Annotated in this window: 26 protein-coding genes; 7 read left to right on the top strand and 19 right to left on the bottom strand. The window is 71.7% G+C overall.

Annotated features, from left to right (window positions below; translation table 11 throughout):
- Window positions 1–3 precede the first annotated feature (3 nt).
- From ACZ3IJ_RS03600 to ACZ3IJ_RS03570, 7 genes are all read right to left on the bottom strand, one after another.
- Window positions 4–1,302 (bottom strand): MFS transporter, encoded by a 1,299-nt coding sequence (locus ACZ3IJ_RS03600; RefSeq protein WP_467466015.1) that lies wholly within the window; start codon window positions 1,300–1,302, stop codon window positions 4–6.
- Window positions 1,299–2,699: a glycoside hydrolase family 1 protein gene (locus ACZ3IJ_RS03595; RefSeq protein ID WP_467466014.1), complete on the bottom strand. Its 1,401-nt coding sequence runs from the start codon at window positions 2,697–2,699 to the stop codon at window positions 1,299–1,301. The genes ACZ3IJ_RS03600 and ACZ3IJ_RS03595 overlap by 4 nt, the downstream gene beginning before the upstream one ends.
- A 160-nt stretch (window positions 2,700–2,859) precedes the next feature.
- Window positions 2,860–4,338: a long-chain-fatty-acid--CoA ligase gene (locus ACZ3IJ_RS03590; protein WP_467466013.1), complete on the bottom strand. Its 1,479-nt coding sequence runs from the start codon at window positions 4,336–4,338 to the stop codon at window positions 2,860–2,862.
- 39 nt (window positions 4,339–4,377) lie between these two features.
- Window positions 4,378–6,090, bottom strand: coding sequence for an aldehyde dehydrogenase family protein (locus tag ACZ3IJ_RS03585; RefSeq protein ID WP_467466012.1), 1,713 nt, complete (start codon window positions 6,088–6,090; stop codon window positions 4,378–4,380).
- Between the two features lie 56 nt (window positions 6,091–6,146).
- Window positions 6,147–7,454: an MFS transporter gene (locus ACZ3IJ_RS03580; protein ID WP_467466010.1), complete on the bottom strand. Its 1,308-nt coding sequence runs from the start codon at window positions 7,452–7,454 to the stop codon at window positions 6,147–6,149.
- A 352-nt stretch (window positions 7,455–7,806) separates the two neighbouring features.
- Complete coding sequence (locus tag ACZ3IJ_RS03575; RefSeq protein ID WP_467466009.1) at window positions 7,807–8,727, bottom strand: TauD/TfdA dioxygenase family protein; 921 nt, start codon at window positions 8,725–8,727, stop codon at window positions 7,807–7,809.
- A gap of 238 nt (window positions 8,728–8,965) precedes the next feature.
- Window positions 8,966–9,571 (bottom strand): TetR/AcrR family transcriptional regulator, encoded by a 606-nt coding sequence (locus ACZ3IJ_RS03570; protein WP_467466008.1) that lies wholly within the window; start codon window positions 9,569–9,571, stop codon window positions 8,966–8,968.
- A 111-nt stretch (window positions 9,572–9,682) separates the two neighbouring features.
- Between ACZ3IJ_RS03570 and ACZ3IJ_RS03565 the strand changes: the two genes are divergently transcribed.
- Window positions 9,683–10,300 carry a TetR/AcrR family transcriptional regulator gene (locus tag ACZ3IJ_RS03565; protein ID WP_467466007.1) on the top strand — a complete coding sequence of 206 codons (618 nt, stop codon included), beginning with the start codon at window positions 9,683–9,685 and terminating at the stop codon, window positions 10,298–10,300.
- 92 nt (window positions 10,301–10,392) lie between these two features.
- Window positions 10,393–12,066, top strand: coding sequence for an acyl-CoA dehydrogenase family protein (locus ACZ3IJ_RS03560; protein WP_467466006.1), 1,674 nt, complete (start codon window positions 10,393–10,395; stop codon window positions 12,064–12,066).
- Window positions 12,067–12,121: 55 nt separating this feature from the next.
- On the opposite strand, the gene ACZ3IJ_RS03555 is transcribed toward ACZ3IJ_RS03560, so the two are convergent.
- The 8 genes from ACZ3IJ_RS03555 to ACZ3IJ_RS03520 are packed head-to-tail and all read right to left on the bottom strand — an operon-like array spanning window position 12,122 to window position 16,149.
- The gene (locus tag ACZ3IJ_RS03555) at window positions 12,122–12,559 is read right to left on the bottom strand and encodes a gas vesicle protein K (RefSeq protein ID WP_467466005.1); all 438 of its coding nucleotides are present in this window, start codon (window positions 12,557–12,559) and stop codon (window positions 12,122–12,124) included.
- Window positions 12,556–12,771: a gas vesicle protein gene (locus ACZ3IJ_RS03550; RefSeq protein ID WP_352186722.1), complete on the bottom strand. Its 216-nt coding sequence runs from the start codon at window positions 12,769–12,771 to the stop codon at window positions 12,556–12,558. Before ACZ3IJ_RS03550 ends, ACZ3IJ_RS03555 begins: the two co-directional genes overlap by 4 nt.
- Window positions 12,768–13,742 (bottom strand): GvpL/GvpF family gas vesicle protein, encoded by a 975-nt coding sequence (locus ACZ3IJ_RS03545; protein WP_467466004.1) that lies wholly within the window; start codon window positions 13,740–13,742, stop codon window positions 12,768–12,770. The genes ACZ3IJ_RS03550 and ACZ3IJ_RS03545 overlap by 4 nt, the downstream gene beginning before the upstream one ends.
- Window positions 13,739–14,200 (bottom strand): gas vesicle protein, encoded by a 462-nt coding sequence (locus ACZ3IJ_RS03540; RefSeq protein WP_467466003.1) that lies wholly within the window; start codon window positions 14,198–14,200, stop codon window positions 13,739–13,741. Before ACZ3IJ_RS03540 ends, ACZ3IJ_RS03545 begins: the two co-directional genes overlap by 4 nt.
- Window positions 14,201–14,221: 21 nt before the next feature.
- The gene (locus ACZ3IJ_RS03535) at window positions 14,222–14,470 is read right to left on the bottom strand and encodes a gas vesicle protein GvpG (RefSeq protein WP_467466002.1); all 249 of its coding nucleotides are present in this window, start codon (window positions 14,468–14,470) and stop codon (window positions 14,222–14,224) included.
- 55 nt (window positions 14,471–14,525) lie between these two features.
- Window positions 14,526–15,242: a GvpL/GvpF family gas vesicle protein gene (locus ACZ3IJ_RS03530; protein WP_467466001.1), complete on the bottom strand. Its 717-nt coding sequence runs from the start codon at window positions 15,240–15,242 to the stop codon at window positions 14,526–14,528.
- A gap of 3 nt (window positions 15,243–15,245) precedes the next feature.
- The gene (gvpJ, locus tag ACZ3IJ_RS03525; protein WP_467466000.1) at window positions 15,246–15,752 is read right to left on the bottom strand and encodes a gas vesicle protein GvpJ; all 507 of its coding nucleotides are present in this window, start codon (window positions 15,750–15,752) and stop codon (window positions 15,246–15,248) included.
- A 28-nt stretch (window positions 15,753–15,780) separates the two neighbouring features.
- Window positions 15,781–16,149 carry a gas vesicle protein GvpO gene (locus ACZ3IJ_RS03520; RefSeq protein WP_467465999.1) on the bottom strand — a complete coding sequence of 123 codons (369 nt, stop codon included), beginning with the start codon at window positions 16,147–16,149 and terminating at the stop codon, window positions 15,781–15,783.
- 197 nt (window positions 16,150–16,346) lie between these two features.
- Between ACZ3IJ_RS03520 and ACZ3IJ_RS03515 the strand changes: the two genes are divergently transcribed.
- A complete protein-coding gene (locus tag ACZ3IJ_RS03515) occupies window positions 16,347–17,270 on the top strand; it encodes a histone protein (RefSeq protein ID WP_467465998.1) in 924 nt (307 codons plus the stop codon).
- A gap of 3 nt (window positions 17,271–17,273) precedes the next feature.
- Window positions 17,274–18,371 (top strand): SRPBCC family protein, encoded by a 1,098-nt coding sequence (locus ACZ3IJ_RS03510; protein WP_467465997.1) that lies wholly within the window; start codon window positions 17,274–17,276, stop codon window positions 18,369–18,371.
- 108 nt (window positions 18,372–18,479) lie between these two features.
- Here the strand turns inward: ACZ3IJ_RS03510 and ACZ3IJ_RS03505 are convergent, their stop codons facing one another.
- From ACZ3IJ_RS03505 to ACZ3IJ_RS03495, 3 genes are all read right to left on the bottom strand, one after another.
- Complete coding sequence (locus ACZ3IJ_RS03505; RefSeq protein WP_391796207.1) at window positions 18,480–18,653, bottom strand: CsbD family protein; 174 nt, start codon at window positions 18,651–18,653, stop codon at window positions 18,480–18,482.
- 69 nt (window positions 18,654–18,722) lie between these two features.
- Window positions 18,723–18,896 (bottom strand): hypothetical protein, encoded by a 174-nt coding sequence (locus tag ACZ3IJ_RS03500; RefSeq protein ID WP_467465996.1) that lies wholly within the window; start codon window positions 18,894–18,896, stop codon window positions 18,723–18,725.
- A 57-nt stretch (window positions 18,897–18,953) separates the two neighbouring features.
- Window positions 18,954–19,655: an HAD family hydrolase gene (locus ACZ3IJ_RS03495; RefSeq protein WP_467465995.1), complete on the bottom strand. Its 702-nt coding sequence runs from the start codon at window positions 19,653–19,655 to the stop codon at window positions 18,954–18,956.
- Window positions 19,656–20,155: 500 nt separating this feature from the next.
- On the opposite strand from ACZ3IJ_RS03495, the gene ACZ3IJ_RS03490 reads away from it, so the two are divergent.
- Window positions 20,156–21,094: an oxygenase MpaB family protein gene (locus tag ACZ3IJ_RS03490; protein WP_467466263.1), complete on the top strand. Its 939-nt coding sequence runs from the start codon at window positions 20,156–20,158 to the stop codon at window positions 21,092–21,094.
- A 36-nt stretch (window positions 21,095–21,130) separates the two neighbouring features.
- Here the strand turns inward: ACZ3IJ_RS03490 and ACZ3IJ_RS03485 are convergent, their stop codons facing one another.
- Complete coding sequence (locus ACZ3IJ_RS03485) at window positions 21,131–21,736, bottom strand: GPP34 family phosphoprotein (protein WP_467465994.1); 606 nt, start codon at window positions 21,734–21,736, stop codon at window positions 21,131–21,133.
- A 346-nt stretch (window positions 21,737–22,082) separates the two neighbouring features.
- On the opposite strand from ACZ3IJ_RS03485, the gene ACZ3IJ_RS03480 reads away from it, so the two are divergent.
- Together ACZ3IJ_RS03480 and ACZ3IJ_RS03475 are read left to right on the top strand one after the other, a co-directional pair.
- Entirely contained in the window at window positions 22,083–22,670 is a 588-nt protein-coding gene (locus tag ACZ3IJ_RS03480; protein ID WP_467465993.1) for an RNA polymerase sigma factor, read from the top strand.
- A complete protein-coding gene (locus ACZ3IJ_RS03475; protein WP_467465992.1) occupies window positions 22,667–22,981 on the top strand; it encodes a hypothetical protein in 315 nt (104 codons plus the stop codon). The genes ACZ3IJ_RS03480 and ACZ3IJ_RS03475 overlap by 4 nt, the downstream gene beginning before the upstream one ends.
- Window positions 22,982–22,996 lie beyond the last annotated feature (15 nt).

The following is a 22,996-nucleotide window of genomic DNA, read 5'->3' as shown; positions in this document are numbered from 1 at the left end:
GTGTCAGGCGACCGAGCGGATGCGGCGCACCAGGACCGATCCCGCGAGGGCCAGGGCGCCCGCGAGCGCGTACAGGGCCGTGTACCCGCCGGCGTGGGTGACGACCGGGGCGGCGATCACGGGGGCCAGCACCTGGGGCAGCGCGTTGGCGATGTTGATGACGCCCAGGTCCTTCCCCCGGTCCTCCGCCGTCGGCAGCACGTCCGTGAGCAGCGCGAAGTCCACGGCCGTGTAGACGCCGAAGCCGAGACCGAGCACGAGCGACGCCACGACTGCGCCCGTCCAGGTCTGCCAGACGGCGAGCAGCAGGGTGGCCGCGGAGATGACGAGACCCGACCAGATGACGTACGGCTTCCGCCGGCCGCTGCGGTCCGACCGGATGCCGCTGATCACGACCGTGGAGAGCAGGGTGAGCGCGTTGAGCGCCGTGAGGATCAGTACGCCGTTGTCCGCGTCCCCCTCGTAGCGCACGGCGTCGGTCAGGTAGAAGAGCAGGTACATCGTGCTGATGGAGTACGAGAGGTTCATCAGGAACCGGGTGAGCCAGGCCCAGCCGAAGTCGGGATGGCGCCTCGGGTCGATCCAGAAGCCGCCGAGGAACGCCCGCCACCGGAAGACCGGCCGGTCGGCGGCGAGGAGCGGGGTGTCGCGCCGCATCAGTACGTACGGAACGGCCGCGAGCACCGAGAAGACCGCGCAGGCCAGATATCCGGCCGTGAACCCGCCCGCGACCGTGGCCAGCGCCGTTCCCGCCAGGATTCCGCCGACCTGGGAGACGCCGAGCCATCCGCCGACCAGACCACGCTGCCGCGGGGGCACCTGGTCGGGGACGGCGGCCGTGAGAGCGGCGAAGGCCGCGTTGAGGGCGAGTTGGACCAGGCACCAGCCCGCGATCACGGTCGCGACGCTCTGCGCCCCGGCGAGGACGACCAGCCCGGCCGCCCCGCCCGTCACCCCGCCGGCCACCCAGGGGACGCGCCGGCCGACGGACGCGGACGTCCGGTCCGAGAGCGCGCCGAAGACCGGGTTGGCGACCATCGACACGGCAGCTCCCACCCCCGTCACCAGGGCGAGGGTGGAGGCCTTGTGGTCGGGTGTGAGGTGCTCGGCCTGGCGGGCGAGGAGCAGTTGCAGGGGGCCGAACCAGCCCACCCACACCCCGAGGTTGGCGAGGGACAGCGCGCTCACCCACCGCCCGCCGACCGGGCTGCCGGGCGTGGCGGGCGCGGCCGGCCTGGCGAGCGCGGCGGGCTGCGCGGGCTCGGCCGCGGGGCCTTCCTCCGCCGTCCCCTCGGCGGTCATCTGCCGCTCTTGATGAGGTCGCGGTACCAGGCGTACGACTCCTTGGGCGTCCGCGCCAGCGTCTCGTAGTCGACGTGGACGAGCCCGAACCGCTGCCGGTACCCCTCCGCCCACTCGAAGTTGTCGAGGATCGACCAGATGAAGTAGCCGCGGACGTCGGCACCTTCCGCCATCGCCTCGTGGAGCGCGCGCAGATGACCGTCGTGGTAGGCGATCCGGCGTGCGTCGTCGATCCGCCCGGTCTCGGGGTCCGGCCCGTCACCGTACGAGCAGCCGTTCTCGGTGATGTAGACGGGCGGCAGCCGGTCTCCGTAGCGCTCGCGCAGGGTGGCGAGCAGTTCGCGCAGCCCGTCCGGGACCACCGGCCAGCCGAAGTCGGTGAGTTCGCGGCCTTCGATCTGCCGGATGTCGAAGGGGAGGTCGGCCGGTATGTCGATGCCACCGAAGGAGGAGGAGGAGGAGGTGGAGGTGGAGATGGAGGCGTGGGTGGCCGGCCGGGGGGCGCCGACGAGCATCGGGTTGTAGTAGTTGACGCCGTACCAGTCCAGGGGCGTCGAGATCGCCTTCAGGTCCTCGGCCACCGGGCCGGGGAGGAGCGCGGCCAGGCCCTCATCGGGGTAGACGCCGGTGAGGAGGGGGTCGGCGAAGAGGCGGTTCGTGAGGGTGTCGTACAGAGCGGCGGCCTCCCGGTCGGCGTCGCTGTCCCCGGCGGTCCAGACGGGACTGTGGGAGACGGCGATGCCGATCTGACGGGCGCCGGCGGCGCGCAGGGCCTGCACGCCCAGGCCGTGCGCCAGGAGCTGGTGGTGGGCCGCGGGCAGGGCGTCGAAGACGAGTCGCCGGCCCGGGGCGTGCTCGCCGAGGCCGTAGCCGAGCAGGGTGACCTCGGCGGGCTCGTTGATCGTGATCCACATGGGCACACGGTCGGCGAGCCGCTCCGCGACCACCGAGGCGTACGACGCGAACCGCTCGGCGGTGTCGCGGTCGAGCCAGCCGCCGCCCTCCTCCAGCGCGAGCGGGGTGTCCCAGTGGAAGAGCGTGGGCACCGGGGCGATCCCCGAGGCGCACAGCTCGTCGACGAGCCGGTCGTAGAAGTCGAGCCCCTTGTCGTTGACCGGCCCGTGACCGTCGGGCAGGACGCGGGACCAGGAGACCGAGAATCGGTAGGCGTCGACGCCGAGTCCGGCCATCAGCGCCACGTCCTCGCGGTAGCGCCGGTAGTGGTCGGTGGCCACCCCCGCGTGCGAGCCGTCCTTGACGCGTCCCGGCTCCCCGGTGAAGGCGTCCCAGGACGAGGGACCCCTGCCGTCGGCCGTGAGGGAGCCTTCGATCTGGAAGGCGGAGGCGGAGACTCCCCAGAGGAAGCCGGGCGGGAACGCGGGTACGGGCGCTGTCATGGGGACTCGCTTCGATCGCCGGGGTGCTGGTCGCACACGGCACTTTCGGGCCCCGAACTCCGCCCTGTCAATGGAAAGTGAACAATTCTCAGCTTTACCTGACGCAGCGTTTCCCGCACCCCCACCCGCACCGTCACGCTCACGGCTCACGGCTCACGGCTCACGCGTCGCCGAAGGTGATCTCCCTCTTGAGGATCTTGCCGGTGGCCCCCTTCGGCAGCGCCTCCACCAGCCGGATCTCCCGCGGGTACTTGTACGGCGCCACCCGCTCCCGTACGAACTCCCGCAGCTCGTCGGCGGTCACGTCCGCCCCGGGCCGTGGCGTGACGGCGGCCGCGACCTCCTCGCCGAGGGTCGGATGGGGCACGCCGACGACCGCCGCCTCGGCGACGGCGGGGTGCTCGTACAGCACCTCCTCCACCTCCCGCGGGTAGACGTTGAATCCGCCGCGGATGATGAGGTCCTTCTTCCGGTCGACGATGTAGTAGTAGCCGTCCTCGTCGACGCGCGCGAGGTCGCCGGTGCGCAGCCAGCCGTCCTGGAGCGCCTCGGCCGTCGCCTCCGGACGGCCCAGGTAGCCCTTCATCACGTTGTGGCCGCGCACGCACAGCTCCCCGACACCGTCGCGGACGTCGATCAGGCGCAGCTCGACACCCTCGATCGGAGTGCCCACCGAGCCGGGCTTGCGCGCGCGGTCGAGGTGGTTGAAGCAGGCGACGGGCGAGGTCTCGGACATCCCGAAGCCCTCCAGGACGGGCACGTCGAAGACCTTCTCGAACCCGTGCAACACCTCGACGGGCAGGGAGGCGCCGCCGGACACGCAGAGACGCAGGGTGGAGGTGTCGTACGCCTCGGTGTGCGCCGTACGGGCCGCGAGCAGCGCGGCGTACATCGTGGGCACCCCGGCGAAGATGGTGGCGCCCCGGTCCTGAACGGTCCGCAGCACGTCCGCCGGGTCGAAGCGGGCCGTCAGGGTCAGCCGCGCGCCGGCGGTGACGGCGGTGTTCATGGCACAGGTCTGGCCGAAGGTGTGGAAGAGCGGAAGGCAGCCGAGAATCACGTCGTCGGAGGTGAGGCGGAACAGCGAGCGCGCGGAGATCTCGGAGTTGCGCAGCACGTTGGCGTGGGTGAGTTCGGCGCCCTTCGGGGAGCCGGTGGTGCCGGAGGTGTAGAGCAGTACGGCGGTGTCGTCGTCGGCGCAGGGCCGCGGACCGATCGGCTCCGCGTAGTCGGCGAGCAGTTCGGTGAGTGTCCCGGCGGCGAGCTCCATCACGTTCGCCGCGGTGTCCTCGGCGCCACGCGCCGCCTCGGCGGCGCACATCTCGTGGGCGAACAGCAGCACCGCTCCGGAGTCCCGCAGGTAGTGGGCGATCTCCCGGGACTTCAGGAGCGGATTCATCGGGACGACGACGGCGCCGGCCCGCAGGATGCCGTAGTACAGGACGGGGAAGTCGAGGCTGTTGGGCAGCATCACCCCGACACGGTCACCGGGGTTGACGCCGCGGTCGGCGAGCAGCGCGGCGACCCGGCCGGAGGCGGTGTCGAGTTCGGCGTAGGTGAGGGCGCTGTCGCCCAGTTCGACGGCGGTGCGGGGGCCGTGTTCGGCGGCGGTGCGGAGCAGGATGTCGGCGAGGTTCATGGGGCGCCTTTCGGGTCCGTTCGGGCGGGTGCGGCGGGGTCAGCCTCGCAGGGCGGAGGCGAAGAGACCCGGGAGTCTGGCGACGGAGGGGGCCGCCGTGAAGCGGGTCAGCCGTTCGAGGGTCGTCAGGGCAGTGCGGTGGGTCACGAAGTACGGCGGACGCGGCGCCAGTGAGGGCGAGCCGGTGAACAGGCCGCGGGGGGCGGGTGCGAACGGCGAGCGGAGCACCGTCTTCTCGACGTCCTCCAGCAGGAACGCGTTGTGGACGAAGCCGATGCCACTGCCGATGTCCTGCCGGGTGTGGCCGGGGTACGCGCCCCAGGGCGTGTACCCGAGCAGGAAGCCGATCGCACACCAGGCGTTGACACCGACGGTGCCGTAGCGGAGTTCCTCGACGGCGGACTCGACGGCCGCGCGGTGGGAGCGCTCGGTCGCGGGGTGGACGATGAGCGTCGCGCCCAGGGTGCCGGGCAGCCTGTCGTTGGCGAAGTCGACGGCCGCGCGGAGGAACGCCTCCGGGGTCGCGCCCGGCAGCCTGACCACGCCGAGCGCGCTCCCGAAGACCTCGTCGGTGAGCAGGACGTCGTCCTCGGCGGTGACGTCGGGTACGAGCACGCGGCACGTCCCGTCGCCGAGCACCTCGGCCCGCGGATGGGCGGCCAGGACCGCGTTCAGCCTGGTCTCCGCACCCGGGTAGTAGTCGGCGCGCGGCGGCAGTTCGCTCAGCACCCGGCGGATCTCGCCGAGCAGCCGGTCGCCGCCCTCCCAGTCGCGGGGCAGGATCAGGATCTGGCTGGCGACGCAGTTGTGGCCGGAGTTGTTCATCTTGCTGGTGACGATGTGTTCGGCCTGGTACCGGAAGTCGGCGGCGCTCCAGTCGCCGGGCACCACGATGCACGGCGTGACGCCGCCGAGTTCGCTGCTGAAGGGCTTGGCGTTCAGGGGTGTGCCGGAGCGGCGGCGCTCGGCGGCCTGCTCGTCGGTACCCCACACGATGGCGTCGTGGGTGCGCTCGCTTCCGGTGACGTGGATGGTGTCGACGTGGTCGTGGGCGGCGAGGTACCCGCCGACGTCGGCCCCGCCGTCGACGAAGCGCACCCAGCCCTGGTCGACGAACTCGCCGAAGACGTGGGCGAAGTGGGGGCGGAGGTAGTCGTTGACCGGGTTCATCTTGGCCAGGACGGTCTGTCCCTCGGCGTAGAGCTTGTACAGGATGTCGAGCGGTGTGATGGCCGCGACGTTCCCCGCGCCCAGGACCAGCGCGACGGCGGGGCGGCCGGCACGTCCGCGGTACTCCCCGGCTGCGCGGTCGAGGACCTGCCGCGCCGTGGTGCCGGGCCTGGTCCACACCTGGGCCGTGGTCCCGTTCTGGAGCAGGGTGTCCCAGGCGGTGGCGGGGAAGACGTCCACGACGGCGCGCCCGCCGAGCTCGCGCACGGCGCCCGGGTCGACGGGAGGCCGGCCGGCTGCGATCCGGCGCAGGACGTGCAGCTGGGCGCTCACCCCCTGGGCGAGGGCCCAGGGGGCACCGATCCAGTCCTCGGCGGCCCACGGGGAGTCGGGAGCGAAGCCCTTGGCCCCGGCGGCGTCCGCGACCATCGCCGCGGCGCGGGCGGCGATCCTCGGGAGCAGGCGCTCCAGCAGCGCTGTCCGTTCCTCGATCGGGGTGGCCGCCCAGGTCTCGGCACCTGCCCGCAGGTCGGCGACGGCGCGGTCGAGGTGGGCGGTGTCGATGGCGGAGACGGAGGTCATGGGGCTTCAACTCCTGATCGAGGGGGGGTGAGCGGGTCGAGCTGCGGAAACGGGTCTCAGGTGCGCAGCCGTGCCCGGTCGCGGGACGGGTCGACAAGGGTGGCGGAGAGCAGCCCACCGACGAGCAGCATCGCGCCGGTGATGACGACGGCGTTCTGGTAGCCGTCCGTGCCCTGCTTGTCGACCATGACGCCGACGATGGCGGGAGCCGCCAGACCCGCCGTGGTGACCACGGCGTTCATCACTCCGAGGGCCCCACTGGCACGGGCGGGCGGGGCGAGTTCGGAGACGGTGGTGGCCGCGACGGCGGCGTACGAACCGGCCAGGCCGAGTCCGACGGCCAGCAGCGCGGTCTTGGCGCCGGCACCGTCGGCGAGCGGCACGCAGAGGCAGACGAGCCCGCCCAGACCGAGCGCCGCACCGCCGACACCGCCGCGTGCCCACCGGGTGCCGACGCCGCGCCGCATCAGCCATCCGGTGATGCCGGCCTGTGTCAGGAGGACGACCGCGCCCATCACCCACGGGAGCACCACGAGCCGGCCGGCTTCGGCGGAGGAGTAGCCGAGTCCGTTGTGCAGGTAGGACGGCAGCCAGACGAGCATCAGCGCGACGCCCCAGTAGCAGGTGAAGTACGCGGCGGTGACGGCGAGCCAGGTGGGGGTGGAGAAGATGCGCAGGTAGGGGACGGGCGCGCCGGGGACCAGGGGGGTGGCGGTATCTCCGGCCGGGGCTTCGGCGGTCCGATGTGCTCCGGTGCCGCCGAGGAAGTACCAGGCCACCGCCCAGAGCAACCCGACGGCGGCGAGCACCCACAGGGCCGTGCGCCAGTGGTGGTGGTCGATGATCCAGGTGAGTCCGGGGGCCGCGGTGATCACGCCGAGGGTGATGCCGAGGGTGACCAGGGCGCCGGGCAGATTGCGCCGGTGATCGGGGAACCAACTGAACGTGGCGTGCTGGGCGACGGGGAACGCGGGGCCCTCGGCGGCGCCGAGCATGATCCGGGAGCCGATCAGCACGGCGAGTCCGCCGCCGATCGCGGGCGGCACCTGGGCCACCGACCACAGCAGGGCCATGATCAGGATCACGGTGGTGGGCCGGACCTTGTCGGCGTACATGCCGACCACGACGGCGGCGACCGAGAAGAGCAGGAAGAACGCGCTGTTGGCGAGGCCGAACTGGGTGGCGCTGAGGCTCAGATCGGCACGTATCTCGTCGGCCGCCAGTCCCAGCACGGACTTGTCCGCGAAGTTGATCATCATGAAGACGACGAGGAGACCGGTGACGGTCCAGGCACGGGACCTGGTGCTGCGGTCTTCCGGCGTCGCGTCGCCGAGCTGCCTCGACGTGGTGTCAGCGGCGGTCACGGATCCTCCGGAGGGGGTGCGGCCGGCGTCGTCGCCGGGCGGGGAGGGCGGGAGGGGAGAGCGGCGAGGGGCCAGGGGCGGATGGAGCACGAGCGGGCCGACGGGATCGCGGTCCGAGGTCCGCGATCGAGGTCCGAGATCGGGGGCCGCGATCGAGGCCCGGGGTCCGCGATCGCGGTCCGGGGACCGGGGGCCTGGGGCCGGGGGCCTGGGGCCGGGGGCCTGGGGCCGGGGGCCTGGGTCCGGGGGCCGGGGGCCGGGGGCCGGGGGCCTGGGGCCGGGGGCCTGGGTCCGAGGTCCGGGGGCCTGGGTCCGGGGTCCGGGGTCGGCCCCGGACCGGTGAGGCGTCCGGTCAGGAGAAGGGAACGCCTTCGATCGCGATGCGCTCCATCACCCGGCGGCGCGGGTAGTAGTCGTTGATCGCGTAGTGCTGGGTGGCGATGTTGTCCCAGATGGCGATCGAGTCGGCCTCCCAGTGGAAGCGGACCTGGTACTCCGGGATACGGGCCTGCAGCACCAGCTCGTCGACGAGTTCACGGCTCTCGGCGTCCGACAGGCCGACGATGCGGGTGGTGAAGGGCTCGTTGACGTAGAGCGTCCGGCGGCCGCTGCGCGGGTGGCGCACGACGACCGGGTGCTCGACCTGCGGCCAGTTCGCGCGGAAGGCCGCCTTCTGCGCGTCGTTCATCAGGGCTCCCCAGCTGGGCTCCCAGTCGTGGACCGCGGTGAGGCCCTCGATCCGCTCCTTGAGCTCCGCCGAGAGGTTGTCGTACGCGGCGCCCATGTCCGCCCACATCGTGTCGCCGCCGGCGGACGGCACCTCGATGGCGCGGAGCACCGAGCCGAGGGCCGGGTTGGCCATGAAGGAGTGGTCGCTGTGCCAGATGTTCTTGTTCCCCTGGGACTTGGCGTCCTTGGCGAGGCGGGAGACCCCGGCGTGCTCGGTGCCGGGGAAGAACGGGTTGGGCTCCGGCGGACCCCAGACGCCTGCCAGCGCGAGGTGGTGTTCGGCCGTGAAGCCGGTCTGGCCGCGGAAGAAGATCACCTTCCACTCCAGCAGCGCCTGCCGCAGCTCCTCGGCGAGAGCCTCGCCGATCCCCCGGGTGAGGTCGACGCCGCCGAGCACGGCGCCGAAGTGCGGAGTGAGCGGGGTGATGTCGAGGAGCTCGTACCGGCTCTCCGGCGTGCCGGGCGACACGCGGTCCAGCACACGTGTGCCGTAGTGCATCAGGGGCTTGTCGAGTACGGGCTTGGGGGAGACGACGGCGTCCATGATCCCTCCGAACGGCTCGGAAATTCGATACCGGCAGTATTGATATGCGTCGACGCCGTCGGCAAGGGGTTGTGGCCATCGAATTCAAAACTGCCGGTAACGAAACCGCCGGGCCCAGAAGGAACCGCCGGGCGAACGCCGGGGAGCGGGGTGCCGGGAAGTCGGGCGCCGGGAAGTCCAGCGCCGGGAAGTCCAGCGCCGGGAAGTCCGGTCAGGGGTTCCGGTCGGGGAAGTCCGGTCAGGGAGCGGTGTCGACGGCGCGGCCGATCAGGTCGACCACCGAGTCCACCAGCCGCTCGTCCGGCATCCGCTGTTCGGCGATCATCCGGAACACCAGCGAGGAGGCCACCAGCGTCACCGCCGCGTCCACGTCGATACCGTGCCGGACGTCGCCCCGCACGATCCCCCGCTCGATGATGTTCCGCATCTCCCCCGTGACACGCGCCGTGTACTCCCCGTAAGGGCCCCGCTCGGCGTCCACTTCGGCCGCGGCGGCGATCACGCCGGCCAGCAGCCGGTCGACCCCGGGAACGCGGTACGCCTCCAGACGCGCCGTGAGCACGGCCCGCAGCTCGTCGCGGAAGCTCCCCATGTCCGGAATGGACAAGGGTCCGACCCTCGACTCGGCGGCAGCGATGACGAGGTCCTGTTTGGTCGGCCACCGCCGGTACATGGACGGCTTGCTCACCCCCGCCCGGGCGGCCACCGCGTCCATCGTGACCGCGCCCATGCCCTGCTCGGCCACCAGCGCGACGACAGCGTCCAGCACCGCGCGGGTGACCCGCTCCTCCCGGGGCCGCCCCGGGCCTCGCCCGCCGCCCCGCCCCGCCCGCTCGTCGACCATGCCCTGACCCTACGGGCGACGAGGATGATCATCCAATCCGGCCACGCGGGGGGAGGATCCGGCGCGCCCGCACGTCTGGCGTGAAGGTCTGAACGGTGATTCACTACTTCCATGGCATACCGGAAGACCCCCGCCGAGCTGGCCCGCCTCAGCAGCGCTCGCGAGCATCTGGTGCAGCAGGCCACCGACGTCGTGGCCGACGTGGGATGGGCGCAGGCGTCGGTGAACGCCGTCGCCGCCGCGGCCGGCATCGCGGCCGGCTCGGTCTACCAGCACTTCCCGTCCAAGGCGGCGCTCGCCGTCGAGGTCTTCCGGCGCGCCTCCGGCCTTGAGGTCGAGGTGCTGGGCGAGGTGCTGCGCAGCCCGGGTGACCCCGTCGGGCGACTCACCCGGGGTGTCGAGGTGTTCGCCCGCCGGTCGCTCGAACGCCGGGGACTGGCCTACGCCCTGCTCGCGGCGCCCGCCGAGCCCGCGGTCGGTGCCGAACGCCTGGAGTTCCGCCGCCGGTACCGGACGCTCTTCGCCGAGGTCGTGAGCGAGGGGGTCGCCTCGGGCGCACTGCCGCCGCAGAACGCGGAGGTCACGGCCGCCGCCCTGACCGGCGCCATCGGCGAGGTCCTGGTCGACCCGCTCGGCGCCTCCGACGGGGACTCCACGGAGGGGCTGATCGCCGAGCTGACCGCCATGTCGCTGCGCTGCCTGGGCGCCGGGCAGGCCCCGGCCGGCTGACCGGCTCGTCACCGCCCCGCACGCATCACGATCGCACTGCCCGTCCCGACGCCCCGCCACTCCTCCCGACGACTGCGAAGGACTCGATCATCATGACGACCACCGCCGACGCGCGCCCGGTCAGCAACCCCACCGCCCGCACCCACGAGGTGACGAACCAGGCGCCTCCGCTGGTCGGCCACGATGTCGCGGAGGACCCGGTCCTGCTGGAGGGCGTACGACGAGAGGGCGCCGCGTGGTACGTGGACGACCTGCACCGGATCGGCCGGCGCGCCGGCAGCGAGGAGGTCCAGCGATGGGCCGAGGAGGCCAACCGGTACGAGCCGGTGCTGCGCACCCACGACCGCTACGGCCACCGCGTCGACGAGGTCGACTTCCACCCGTCGTACCACTCCCTGATGGACGTCGCGATCGGTGAGGGCCTGGCCGGCGCGCCCTGGGCCGACGAACGGCCCGGGGTCCATGTGGCGCGCGCGGCGGGCTTCATGGTGTGGAGCTCCGCCGAGGCGGGACACGGCTGTCCGGTGTCGATGACGTACGCCGTGGTGCCGGCCCTGCGTCACTCCCCCGAACTCGCGGCGCGGTACGAGCCGTTGCTGACCAGCCGCGCCTACGACCCGGTCCTGCGGGCCCCCGGCGCCAAGCGCGGCCTCCTGGCCGGAATGGGCATGACCGAGAAGCAGGGCGGCACCGACGTACGGGCCAACACCACGACGGCGGTGCCGACGGCCGACGGGAGCTGGCGGCTGCGGGGCCACAAGTGGTTCACCAGCGCCCCGATGAACGACCTGTTCCTCCTCCTCGCCCAGGCGCCGGGCGGGCTGTCCTGCTTCCTCGTCCCGCGTGTGCTGCCCGACGGCGCTCGCAACACCTTCCGTATCCAGCGGCTCAAGGACAAGCTCGGCAACCGCTCCAACGCCAGCAGTGAACCCGAGTTCGACGACACCGTGGCCTGGCTGGTCGGCGAGGAGGGCAAGGGGGTGCGGACCATCATCGACATGGTGACCATGACCCGGCTCGACTGCATCCTCGGCTCGGCGTCCGGCACGCGCGCGGCCCTCGCGCAGGCCGCCCACCACGCCCGCCACCGCTCGGTGTTCGGCGCCAGGCTCGTCGACCAGCCCCTGATGCGCAACGTGCTCGCGGACCTGGCCCTGGAGTCGGAGGCCGCCACCACCCTGGCCCTGCGGGTCGCGGGCGCGGCCGACCGCGCCCATCGCGGTGACGCGGGCGAGCGCGCGTTCCTCCGCCTGGCCACGGCCGTCGGCAAGTACTGGGTCTGCAAGCGCCAGCCGGCGGCCGTCGCCGAGGCCCTGGAATGCCTGGGCGGCAACGGCTACGACGAGGCCTCCGGCATGCCCCGGCTCTACCGCGAGGCTCCGCTCAACGGCATCTGGGAGGGCTCGGGGAACGTCAACGCCCTCGACGTACTGCGCGCCCTGCTCCGCGAACCGGAGTCGCTGGAGGCCTTCCGCGCCGAGGTGGAGGCGGCGGCGGGCGCCGACGCCCGGCTCGACGCGGCGTGGCGGGAGGTGCTCGGCGAGCTGGCCCGGCCGGAGGACGCCGAACTGCGCGCCCGGCGGCTGGTGGAGCGCCTCGCCCTCGTACTCCAGGGCTCCCTGCTCGTACGGCACGCCCCCGCACCGGTGGCGGACGCCTTCTGCGCCTCGAGGCTGGCCGGCGACCGTGGCCTGGCCTTCGGCACGCTGCCTGCGGGCACGGACCTCGCGTCGGCGATCGAACGGCTCCCGGCCGGACTGGGGTGAGCCCGGAGGCCGTGTACGCGTCCGCTCCGGACGGCGGTGAGGTGGACGGATCCTGTCAGTCCCGGGGCGGCAGCAGGGGGCCGAGTGGGCCGAGGTCCAGGTTGAGGTCTGCCAGCGTGTAGCCGTGTTCGGCGCAGAGGTCCGCCAGGGCGTCGTGCAGGGCCATCAGCGTGGCGCCCAGCTCCTCCTCCTGTGCGTCGGTGAGGTCTCCCGCGTCGACGCGGCGAAGCGCCTGCCTCTCGATGAGCTGGCGGAGCAACTCCACCAGTGTGAGGACCAGTTTGAGGAGGTCCTCCTCGACGGACTCGCGGTCGGCGCGGATCCGGCGTGCGGGGCGCGGCGGTTCGCCGGCCCGGGCGGGCGGTGCCTGGAGGAGGCGGAACGCGTTGCTCAGGGCAGGGCCGACCTCGCGCAGGGGGGCGGAGGCGTCGGGGCGCGCGCCTCCGTCCGGGGAGGCTTCTCGCTTCTTCCGTGCCGGGCCGTCGCTCGTCACGCCTGCCCCCGGTCCACCGTCGTGAACGGGTCCGACTCCGCGTCCACGGAGACGATGAGGGCCCTGAGCGAGATGCGGACGAGGTCGATGTCGGCGATCGACAGCACGATGTCCCCGGAGAGGACCACTCCCCCGCTGAGCAGCCTGTCGAGCAGGTCGACCAGGGCGACCTGACGGCCGGGCAGGGACTCGGTGGACCGTGCGACGGTCATGGTGTTCGCCCGTCCCTCTCGACGGACCGCTGCGCGGCCTGCGGTTCGGAGGCAGGAGGTTCGGAGCCCTCGGAGCCAGGGGGTTCGGAGGTGGCAGGTTCGGAGCCAGGGGGTTCGGAGGTTGCGGGCTCGGACGTGGGCGGCGGCGGCATGGCGAAGGAGTACGGGGCCCAGGGCCCGGTCACCTCCATGCGTACGCCGTCGACGCCCTCCACGGCCCCGGCGAGCGCGCTCCTGAACTCGTCGGCCTGGTCGGCGGGGACGAGGTAGGCGTCGTTGAGGACGTTCTCCTCCGGGCCTGCCAGCGCGCCCCGTTGAGCCGGGTGACGTACGCGGTGGGTGCTGAACCGGGAGGCCAGCTCCTCCACCCGCGCGGCGGCGCGCTCGGCAGGCTCATAGCGGGTCTCGCGTGCGCGGTGCTGGGCTCTGCGGCTGTGCAGATAGGCCTTCCCCGGGCTGAGTGACGATGCGTCAGGGGAATCGGCGGGGTTGCCACCGCCCTCCGGAGGCACCACGGGGCTGACGTACAGCTTGACGCCGAACTCACTGCTGCCGTGCAGCAGCGAGAGTCGCTCGGCGAACGCCTGGCGCTGGGCGGCGAGGGCCTGCCGGGCGCGTTCGTCGTTCTGGTAGACGGTGGCCATCCGCAGTGGCAGGACGGTGCCGTGGCGGCCGACGGCCTGGACGACCTCGTGATGGGCGCGGGCGACGCCCTCGAGCCACTCCAGGTCCTCGAACCGTTCCTTCAGGGCCGGTTCGTCGAAGTCGTCCGTCGGCACACGGCTGGCGACGAACGCGACGGCATCAGGGCCGCCGCCCTGGACGGTGTCGGTACCCCCCTCCGGCCGCTGACCGCCGAGGAGGAACACGGGTACTCCTGAGATCCCTGGGACGCCGTCGAGGGACGCGCGCAGCGCCGGGGTGTCGGAGGCCACGGCGTAGACGTAGGTGAGTCCGTCCCGGCCGTTCATGCCTCACGCCCTCGGGGTGCCCGGCGGCGGGGCGCGGGGCCCTCTGACCCGAACACTTCGTCGGCTTCCGTCCGGGTGCCCGCGTCCTCATCGGTGTCGGACGGCTCGCGGCCGGCGGCGAGCGAGTCGCGCCGCAGCGCCTCCAACTCCGCGCGCAGCCGCCGGTTCTCCTCCGCCAGGGGGCTGCCCGTGTGCTTCGACGAGAGGGAAGGGTCGTGCTCCCACCAGTCGATCCCCATCTCCTTCGCCTTGTCCACGGACGCGACCACGATCCGCAGCTTGATCGTGAGCAGTTCGATGTCGAGCAGGTTGATGCGGATGTCCCCGGCGATGACGATGCCCTTGTCGAGGACGCGTTCGAGGATGTCCGCGAGGTTGGCGGACGAACTCGGCCCGTACGGCGCCGGTGCCGCGCGGGAGGGAACGGACCCGAACCGGTCGGGTAGGGGTTCAGACACGTGACCGTCCTCGATTCCGGGTCATGGCATCCGCTGCCGATAGGCGGTGATCTCCTCGAGCCGGTCGATCAGCTCGTCCTCGCGCCGGTCGAAGGTGTCCTGATCGATCTCCCCGCTCACGAGCCGGCTCTCCAGCTCCGCGAGCTCACGCCAGATGGGAGCGGGGTCGTAGTACTCCTCCTCGGCCTTCTCCGTCACCCGCTCGGCGACCCAGACGACACCGCGCACCGGGGCCAGGGGAAGGGTCAACAGCTGTGTCAGCAGTCCCATGTGTCGCTCACTCCTTCCTGCTCGGGCATCGCGTCCCGCACCCTTGCGGAGGTCGTCACTGTACGAAGCTGTACGGTGGCAGAGGGCCGCTGAGCCGGCACTCGACGCCGCCGTCGATCTCGCGGGCGATGTTCGACTGAGCCGTCAGGAAATCGTCCTTGCGGTCGTCCGGGATCAGCAGGGAGACGTTGAGGAAGTCGGGGCCGGAGGCGGGCCGGAGCGTGTGCTCACGCGCGAAGGGAAGAAGCGCCTCGACCAGCCCGGACGCCAGGGCCTCCTGCCTGCCCTGAACCTGTGCCGAGACCAGCTGACCGAGGGCCAGCGGCAGCTGGGGATCCTGATCCCCGGCCCGGATCCGCTCGTTGAGCTCTCGGGCTTCGGGCGATTCCCACAGGATCTGCCGGAGGAGGACCTCCTCGTCCTGCGACGCTCTCAGGTGGTACTCGGCGCATCCGTCGAGCCGTTCGAGGGTGTCGCGATAGCCGTCCGCGTCCCTGCGGAGCACCTCCTCCACCGACGAGTCGTCGGCGGCGGTGTACCCGAACTGCAGCGGCAGGACGGGCCCGTCCCGCATGAGCCGCTCCTGCACCTCCTGGTGCGTCAGCAGGTCACGCCGCTTGGGCCGGATCTCCTCGGAGATGTCGCTGACCACAGCGCACAGCGACCCGGCGGCGACGGCGCGTACGGGAGACGGGTCGTATCCGACGCCGGTCAGTCCGCTCAGGTCGAGCGGGTGGCTCTGCGCGGTGATGGCGTAGACGTAGAGGGCCATCGGTCACTCCTTCTCCCGGCGCGTCGGCCGTCGGGCCGGCCGCCGCCGTCGGGGAGCGGGCTCCTTCTCCGGCTCTTCCTCGTCCGCCTCGTCTTCCACTTCCTCGGGTTCCTCCTCCGTTTCCTCGTCGGGGTCCTCGTCGCTTCCGGACCCGCCTGTCAGGGACTCCTTGACCGCGTCGACCGCCCCGCTGAGCGCTCCCTTGGACTTGTCGTGGGCACCGCCCTCCACCATGTTTCCGACGACCTCGGGAAGCTGGGCAGGTGCCTTGCGGCCCGCTTCGAGGTCGAGTCGGTTGCACGCCTCGGCGAAGCGCAGGTACGTGTCCACGCTGGCCACGACGATCCTGGCGTCGATCTTGATGATCTCGATTCCCACCAGCGACACGCGGACGAAGACGTCGATCACCAGACCGCGGTCCAGGATCAGCTCGAGCACGTCGTAGAGACTGCTGCTGGAGCCCCTGCCGCCGGTGCTGACGGCACTGCCGCTCTGCGGCACCATGGTCATGGCGCCTCCTTTCACGGCGGACCGGGTCTCAGGTCGGCCGATCGATCATTCCGCGGTTGTAGCGACGGGTTCGTTCGAAGGAGATCAACGCGCCTTCCTCGTCCAACTCGACTCTGTAGCTGGCGAGCACGCTGGTCGTGTCGGGGATCCGTTCCAGCTCCAGCACCTCCACCTGGGCTTCCCATCCCGACTCGGTCGGTTTGAGCGAGGAGACGGATTCGGGCGGTCTCCCGAGGAGTTTGGCGAGTTGGCCGGCGGCCGAACTCATCGCCGTGGCTGCGTCGACGGTCTTCGCTCCGCTCGACGTCGATCGTCGCCGAGCGGGTGGACGCTTCTCGCGTCCCTCGCCAGCGCGCGACGCCGCCCGCCGAGGGCGAGCCGGATCTGCTGCGGCCATAAGTCACTTCCAGAGAACGTACCGCCATATACCGCTAGAATTTCATCATATAGGGGTAAGTGTCATGCCCGGGAGTGCAGGCTCCTAACGCCCGAGCTGCGGCCTTCGTGGGCGACGGTGCGAGAGCGCGGCCAAGGTCGGTTGTTCCTTTCGAGGCGACGGTGAGGCCGCAGGCACCCGGTGAAGGGACGTAGGTCATGGAGGACACGACCAAGATCGCCCTGGCGGCCGCGGTGGCCGGGGGTTACGTACTGGGACGGACGAAGAAGGCTCGCGTTGCCTTCAGCATCGCGACGTACCTGGCGGGGCGGCGCTTCGGGCTCGACCCGAAGCAGCTTGTGACGCAGGGGCTCACCGCCCTCAAGGACATTCCACAGGTCGCCGACATAGGCGACCAGCTCCGGGGAGAGGCCCTCGACGCCGGCCGTCAGGCGCTTTCCGCGGCAGCCAACCGCAAGCTCGCGGACCTCGCCGACTCGCTCCACTCGCGCACGCTGGCGATCGGCAGTGGGGACCAGGAGGAGGGCGAGAGCGAAGACGAAGACGCGGACGAGGACGAAGGGCGCTACGAGGACGAGGAGGAGCCCGAGGAGGAGTACGAGGACGAGGAGGCGGAGGACGAGGAGGAAGAGCCCGAGGAGGACGAGGGGGAGGACGAGGAGGAGTGGGAGGAGGAGGAACCCGAGGAGCCTGAGGCCGAGGAAGAGCCGGAGAAGCCACGTGCACGTCGGCCATCCCGCACGACGTCCCAGGGTCGCGGCGCGGCGAAATCGGCCGCACCGAAGACGAAGTCGGCTGCCCCGGCGAAGAAGGCGCCCGCGAAGAAGGCCACTCCCGCGAAGAAGGCACCCGCCAAGAAGACCGCGGCCAAGAAGGCGGCCGCCAAGAAGACCACTCCCGCGAAGAAGACCGCATCCGCCAAGAAGTCCGCCCCCGCGAAGAAGACGACATCCGGTTCGGCGAAGAAGACGGCGGCGCGCAAGACGACGGCGAAGAAGGCACCCGCCAAGAAGTCCGCGGCCAAGAAGGCGCCCGCGAAGAAGACCACGGCGCGCAAGAGCCCGGCACGCAAGTCGGCAGCGAAGAAGACGGCAGCGCGCAAGCCGTCGACGCGGAGGTAGGTCATGGCACCGGAAGACCGCAGCAAAGAGAAGGAGTCCGGATCCGGCCTGGACCGCCTGCTCGGCGAGCTGGGCGATTTCCTCTCGGCCCAGACCGGCCAACTGGCCGAGAAGGCCACGGACAAGCTCGGGGACGTCACCGACCAGCTCTACGACGTCGCGGAGAACGGCGGCAAGCTCACGGACATCGGCGGAAGGCTGCTCCAGGGCGACTCCCCGGTCAAGGCGATCGTGGGCCAGAAGTTCGGCGATCTGAAGGACAAGGTCACCGACACGGCGTCGAACCTCTTCGGCTCAGGCAAGGGCAAACGCAAGAGCGGCAGCCAGAAGCTCACCAGCATGGTCGAGACGGTCGATGTGGGCGCGCCGCTCCGCAGGGTCTACGACCACTGGACCCAGTACGAGGACTTCAGCGGATTCACCAAGGGTGTGCGCGACGTCTCGCAGGGCGACGAGACCACCAGCGACTGGAAGGTCAAGGTCGGCCCGTCGACCCGCAGTTGGAAGGCGACCGTCCAGGAGCAGGTGCCCGACGACCACATCATCTGGACCTCCGAAGGGGCCAAGGGCTCGACGCGAGGCTGCGTCAGCTTCCACGAACTGAGCCCGTCCCTGACACGGATCCTCCTCACCGTCGAGTACTACCCCTCGGGCTTCTTCGAGAAGACGGGCAACCTGTGGCGGGCCCAGGGCCGGCGCCTTCGCCTGGACCTGAAGCACTTCCGCCGCTACGTCACTCTCACCGACGACGAGCCGGAAGGGTGGCGCGGCGAGATCCGTGACAGTGAAGTGGTCCGCAGTCACGAAGAGGCGATGGAGGAGGAGGAAGCGGAGAACGAAGAGGAGGAAGGCGGAGGCGGCGAGGAGGACGGCGACTACGCGGAAGGCGAGGAGCCCGAGGGCGCGTACGAGGGGGAGGAGGACGAGCCCGAGGAAGAGGACGACGAAGTCGACGGCGAGGAAGAGCCGGAGGACGAGGAGTACGAGGACGAATACGAGGATGAGGACGAGGAAGAGGGAGAGCCTGAGGAAGAGGAGGAAGAGCCTGAGGACGCCGAGGAAGAGGAGGAGACGCCCCCACGCCGCCGACGCAGGCGCTGAGGCGAGGGCGCACATGGCGGAGGAGCGGCTCCTTGGGGGAGCCGCTCCTCCGCCATGTGCGCCCTTCCGGGGACTGTTCCGGGGATTCCTGTGCCGCCCTCGGACCGGTCAGTGCTTCAGGGTGTCCTTGGCCTTCTGGACTGTCTGCTTCGCGTCACCCTTGGCCTGCTCGGCCCGCCCCTTCATCTCGAGGCTCTCGTTACCGACGGCTTTCCCCGTGGTCTCCTTGACCTTGCCCTTGGTCGTCTTCGCCATGTTCTTGGCCTTCTTGCCTCCGGCCATGACACTCACCTTTCTCTTTTTCGAATGCCGTTCAGCGCAGGTTCTCGAATTCCGTTCAGGGCAGGACGGTCAGCCCTTGAAGGCGTCCTTGCCCTTCTCCTTGGCCTCCCGCGCCTTTCCGCGCGACTCCAGGGCCGCGCCCTTCGCGGCGGTGGTCCTGTCGCCGCTCGCGTTCGCGACCTTCCTCACGGCCTTGCCGGTGACCTGCTCGGCCTTGGCCTTTGCCTTCTCCTTGGCACTCATGCCGGTCCTCCCTCGAAGTCTCTCTTTCAGCACCTACCCCGGACCCAGAATCGGAACCTAGGAATCCGATCTGCTCGGGCGCCCCAGCGGGCTGGTGTCGACCCGTCGGAGCAGTTCCCCCGCGTCCTCGTACACGGCGACCGCTCCCGCCTTCTCCAGCTCCTCGCGGGACGTCCCGCCGGTGAGCAGGGCGACGCAGGGCACGCCGGCCCGGCCTGCGGCCTCCACGTCCCACACCGTGTCGCCGACGAAAACGGCGTCCTCCGCCTCGGCGCCAGCCTCTTCCAGAGCCTGTTCCACCAGGTCGGGGGCGGGTTTCGTGGTGTCCACGTCGCTGCCGGCGGTGGCCGCCGCGATCACCTCGTCGGCGTCCAGCGCCCGGCGGATCGCCGCCACCTCGTTCTCGGACGCGGAGCTGGCCAGGACCACGGTCCAGCCCCGGGCGGACGTGGCGCGCAGCAGGTCCGCCGCGCCGTCGAAGGGCCGCAGGACGTCGTACCAGACCGCGTAGAGCGTCCCGTGGGCGTCGGCGAGCGACTCGTCCTGCGAGCGCGACCGGCCGGAGCCGAGGAGGGCGTCGAGGATCCGGTCGGCGCCCATTCCGATCGCCCGGTGGATCCGGGCCATCGGAACGTCGTGTCCGTGCTGTCTCATGGCCTGCCACCAGGCGAGCGTGTGCAGGTAGGTGGTGTCCACGAGCGTGCCGTCGAGGTCGAACAGAGCCGCGCTCCGCCGGTCCTGTCCCGTGTGTGAAGCCATGTCTGCCTCCTGTCCTGGCTCGCACTTCCGCCTTCCCGGCGCTTCTGTCCTTCCTCGCGCTGCTGCGTTTGCCCGCTCTGGGCGTGATGATGCGCGGGGCGGGTCAGGTGACGGGTTCAGGGGGCGACAGCGGGCCGGGAAGGGGCCCGGGGTGCGGCTGGGGTTCCGGTCGCGGTCCGGGCTGCGGCCGCGGGTCGGGTTCCGGCCTCGGCGGTGCCGGCGGGACGGGGTCCGGTCCGCCCGGCGGGGATACGGGCCCGGGGACCGGACCCGGCTGGGGCCCGGGGCCCGGGCCGGGCGCCGGGGTGGGGCTCGGTGGTACGGGATCGTTGGGAGGCGTGCCCATGAGGAGCACCTCGCTCGATTCGCGCCCCGGAGCAGTCGTCGGCAGCGTCGAGGCCGGTGCCGCGGACCGTGCCGCGGACGGAGCCGTGGACAGCCTGTGCATGGTCGTGACCATTCCACTCATGCCCCTACGCGTGCCCGCGCGCATGCCGTCCATGCCGGGATGTTCTGTCGGTGCGGCGAGACATACTGGACCTGTGCTCCGGCCAACGCCGTACCTCGGCAGATTGCGCGAGCGAGCCGGCGAGTCCCTGCTCTACCGGGTCGCGGGCCCCGAGGCGCACCAGAAGCGTGCGCGCATACACGGCATGCCCGGCCCACGCTGGTTCGGTCCCGAACGGCCGGTACGGCTCGTGCACGCGGACGCGTCGATGTACATCGGCGGCCTCGCCGCGCTCCTGCTCCAGTCCCTGCACCCGATCGCCATGGCGGCGGTCGCGGCCCACTCCGGGTTCCAGGGGGACCCGTGGGGCAGGCTCCAGCGGACCAGCACGTTCCTGGCCGTGACGACCTTCGGGACGGTTGCGGACGCGGAACGAGCGGTGGTCCGCGTCAGGGAGGTGCACGGGCGTATCCACGGCAGGACGGAGGCCGGGGCGCCGTACAGCGCCGCGGATCCGCACCTGCTGGCCTGGGTGCACGTCGCGGAGACGGAGTGCTTCCTGCGGGCCTACCAGCGGTACGGCCGGCAACCGCTGGACCCGTCCGGTGAGGACGGATACGTGGCCGACATGGCCCGGGTCGCGCGCTCCCTGGGCGCGGAGCGCCCGCCCGAGACGCGCGCCGAACTCACGGCCCGGCTCGCCGAGTACCGCCCCGAGCTGCGCGCCACCCCGGAATCCCGTGAGGCCGCCCGCTATCTGCTCTCCCGGCCTCCGCTGCCGGCCCCGGCCCGGCTTCCCTACGGCTTCCTGGCGGCCGCGGCGGTCGACCTGTTGCCTGCGTGGACGAGGGAGTGGCTCGATCCGCCCCGGACCACGCGCGTCATGCTGCCGCTCGCGCGGCCCGGGGGGCGTACGATCACCGCCGCCGTCCGCTGGGCGATCACCTCTCTGCCGCCCCCGCAGCCGGGCGGGCGAGACGACTCGGCGTAGCCGGGCCGGCCGGGGGCGGCGCCGGTACCCGGCCCGTCAGACCGCTCGCCAGATGTTGTCGAAGGCCGCCTGCTCGACGTCCCGGCGCTGCCGTTCGGCCGCCAGCTCCAACTCCGCCTCGCCGACGGCGGCGACCACCGCCTCCACTCCGTCCGGCAGGTCCCCGGAGTCCACCGCCGCCTCGTCGAGGACCCCGACGGCCGTCGCGAGAGCGGTGAGCACGGGCTCGCGCGCGGTCCAACGCTCGGTCGCACCAGTGCGGGCGGGGGAATCGAGGAGCTCCGGCTCGCCCTCGGCCCGGAACGGCGTCCAGCGGCTGCGCTGCCGCGTGAGCAGGCCTTCCGCCTCCAGCGCCGTCAGGTAGACCGCGGCCAGGTCACGGCCCCGCCGCCACAGCCAGTCCTCCACCGTCTCGTACGGTTCCTCCCGTACCAGCGCCGACGCGGCGGCCTGCAGCAGCGCGTCGTCGGGTACGCGCTCGTCGGCGGGCACGATGTGATCGCCGACCAGTTCGACGGCCCGGGCGGCGATCAGATCGATCAGCTCGGCCCCCGCGAGCCCGAGGGACAGCTCGCCCCGGTCCACCGTGCGACCGGGTGCCGCGTCCAGGGCGGTGAAGAGTATGTCGCGCGGTGTGGTCATGGGTCAGCTCCTGTTGTCGGCGGGCGAGGACCGGGTCGGCCGGCAGGCGGGTCGCATGAGATCGATGCCGAAGTCTACGGGCGTGCGCGCCAGGGCGGACGGGGGCCAGGCGCAGGGGTGCGGGAAAAACTTCGGCCGGAGGTGAATCCTCTCCGGGTCTTCCCGCCTCCTATCTGCGTACCGGCCGAACGCGCCGGCAGAACAGTGAGGGAAACACCCATGATGGTTACGGGCCTCGTCGTGATCGGAGTGCTGCTGGTGGGAGCGTGCAGCTGGCACCTGATGCGCCGTTACAAGAGCCGCAGCTGACCAGACCCGCCCTCGGACCCTTCCGGAAACGAGCACCATGAACCCACGCTTCTCCTGGCCGGACGAGCGGCTGATCAGAGCCGCTCAGGACGGCGACCTCACCTCGCTCACCACCGTCGTCATGGAATCGCAGCCGCACGTGCGCAAGTTCGCCAGAGCCCTGTGCGCCTCGCCGCAGGATGCGGAGGACGCGGCACAGGAGGCGCTGATCATCCTCTACCGGAAGATCGGCACCTTGCGGGCCAGCGGCGCGCTCGCCTCGTGGATGTTCCGGATCGTGCGCAACGAGTGCCTCCGGCAGGTACGGCTGCTCGTCGCGCGGAGCGACGAGGCGTCGGCCGAAGCGGACACGCCGCCGGAGCCTTCGGCCGAGGAGGCGGCCCTGCACAGGCTGGAGGTGGCGCGGCTGGCGGCCGCGGTCGGGGCCCTGCCCCGTGACCAGCGGCAGGTCCTGATCATGCGGGACGTCCAGGGCCTGCCGGGCAAGGCCGTCGCCCATGCGCTCGGTCTGAGCAGCGCGGCGATGAAGTCCCGGCTGCACCGAGCGCGTGCCGCCCTGCGCCACTCACTCGAAACAACCGATCAGGCCGTGGACCGACCAGTCGAAGGAGAGTCCCGACCGTGAACACCCTGACCACCGTGCACACCGAGAAGCCCACCCGGCCCGCGCCACCGGACTTCGCCAGCACATCCGTCCCGCGCCACCTGGCGCGCGGCGTCATCGGCTTCGGGCTGATCATCGCCTCGATCGCCCTGGTCCCCGTCGTCGGCCCGGTCTCCCTGCTGGCGGCCCCGTTGGCGCTGATCGCCTTCCGCGGCTGCCCCACGTGCTGGATGGTCGGCCTGGCGCAGACCATCTCCCGCGGCCGGCTGGAACGCCAGTGCGTGGACGGTGTCTGCACCCTCGCCAAGACCCACCCGGCAGCCGACGGATGAGTCCCGAGAGGCGCA

The organism is Streptomyces sp. NPDC013317 (genome assembly GCF_055563155.1).
Note: the sequence above shows the minus strand (reverse complement) of the source record. Positions and strands in the feature narration are given on the sequence as shown.

What these genes read in the sequence shown, in the direction of transcription:
- ACZ3IJ_RS03550 (WP_352186722.1), bottom strand. Translation starts at nt 12,771, where the DNA reads ATGACCGTCGCACGGTCCACCGAGTCCCTGCCCGGCCGTCAGGTCGCC.
- ACZ3IJ_RS03480 (WP_467465993.1), top strand. Translation starts at nt 22,083, where the DNA reads ATGAACCCACGCTTCTCCTGGCCGGACGAGCGGCTGATCAGAGCCGCT.
- ACZ3IJ_RS03595 (WP_467466014.1), bottom strand. Translation starts at nt 2,699, where the DNA reads ATGACAGCGCCCGTACCCGCGTTCCCGCCCGGCTTCCTCTGGGGAGTC.
- ACZ3IJ_RS03590 (WP_467466013.1), bottom strand. Translation starts at nt 4,338, where the DNA reads ATGAACCTCGCCGACATCCTGCTCCGCACCGCCGCCGAACACGGCCCC.
- ACZ3IJ_RS03575 (WP_467466009.1), bottom strand. Translation starts at nt 8,727, where the DNA reads ATGGACGCCGTCGTCTCCCCCAAGCCCGTACTCGACAAGCCCCTGATG.
- ACZ3IJ_RS03530 (WP_467466001.1), bottom strand. Translation starts at nt 15,242, where the DNA reads ATGGCCCTCTACGTCTACGCCATCACCGCGCAGAGCCACCCGCTCGAC.
- ACZ3IJ_RS03505 (WP_391796207.1), bottom strand. Translation starts at nt 18,653, where the DNA reads ATGGCCGGAGGCAAGAAGGCCAAGAACATGGCGAAGACGACCAAGGGC.
- ACZ3IJ_RS03490 (WP_467466263.1), top strand. Translation starts at nt 20,156, where the DNA reads ATGCCGGGATGTTCTGTCGGTGCGGCGAGACATACTGGACCTGTGCTC.
- ACZ3IJ_RS03515 (WP_467465998.1), top strand. Translation starts at nt 16,347, where the DNA reads ATGGAGGACACGACCAAGATCGCCCTGGCGGCCGCGGTGGCCGGGGGT.
- ACZ3IJ_RS03500 (WP_467465996.1), bottom strand. Translation starts at nt 18,896, where the DNA reads ATGAGTGCCAAGGAGAAGGCAAAGGCCAAGGCCGAGCAGGTCACCGGC.
- gvpJ (WP_467466000.1), bottom strand. Translation starts at nt 15,752, where the DNA reads ATGACCATGGTGCCGCAGAGCGGCAGTGCCGTCAGCACCGGCGGCAGG.
- ACZ3IJ_RS03545 (WP_467466004.1), bottom strand. Translation starts at nt 13,742, where the DNA reads ATGAACGGCCGGGACGGACTCACCTACGTCTACGCCGTGGCCTCCGAC.
- ACZ3IJ_RS03535 (WP_467466002.1), bottom strand. Translation starts at nt 14,470, where the DNA reads ATGGGACTGCTGACACAGCTGTTGACCCTTCCCCTGGCCCCGGTGCGC.
- ACZ3IJ_RS03520 (WP_467465999.1), bottom strand. Translation starts at nt 16,149, where the DNA reads ATGGCCGCAGCAGATCCGGCTCGCCCTCGGCGGGCGGCGTCGCGCGCT.
- ACZ3IJ_RS03600 (WP_467466015.1), bottom strand. Translation starts at nt 1,302, where the DNA reads ATGACCGCCGAGGGGACGGCGGAGGAAGGCCCCGCGGCCGAGCCCGCG.
- ACZ3IJ_RS03585 (WP_467466012.1), bottom strand. Translation starts at nt 6,090, where the DNA reads ATGACCTCCGTCTCCGCCATCGACACCGCCCACCTCGACCGCGCCGTC.
- ACZ3IJ_RS03510 (WP_467465997.1), top strand. Translation starts at nt 17,274, where the DNA reads ATGGCACCGGAAGACCGCAGCAAAGAGAAGGAGTCCGGATCCGGCCTG.
- ACZ3IJ_RS03485 (WP_467465994.1), bottom strand. Translation starts at nt 21,736, where the DNA reads ATGACCACACCGCGCGACATACTCTTCACCGCCCTGGACGCGGCACCC.
- ACZ3IJ_RS03560 (WP_467466006.1), top strand. Translation starts at nt 10,393, where the DNA reads ATGACGACCACCGCCGACGCGCGCCCGGTCAGCAACCCCACCGCCCGC.
- ACZ3IJ_RS03565 (WP_467466007.1), top strand. Translation starts at nt 9,683, where the DNA reads ATGGCATACCGGAAGACCCCCGCCGAGCTGGCCCGCCTCAGCAGCGCT.
- ACZ3IJ_RS03495 (WP_467465995.1), bottom strand. Translation starts at nt 19,655, where the DNA reads ATGGCTTCACACACGGGACAGGACCGGCGGAGCGCGGCTCTGTTCGAC.
- ACZ3IJ_RS03570 (WP_467466008.1), bottom strand. Translation starts at nt 9,571, where the DNA reads ATGGTCGACGAGCGGGCGGGGCGGGGCGGCGGGCGAGGCCCGGGGCGG.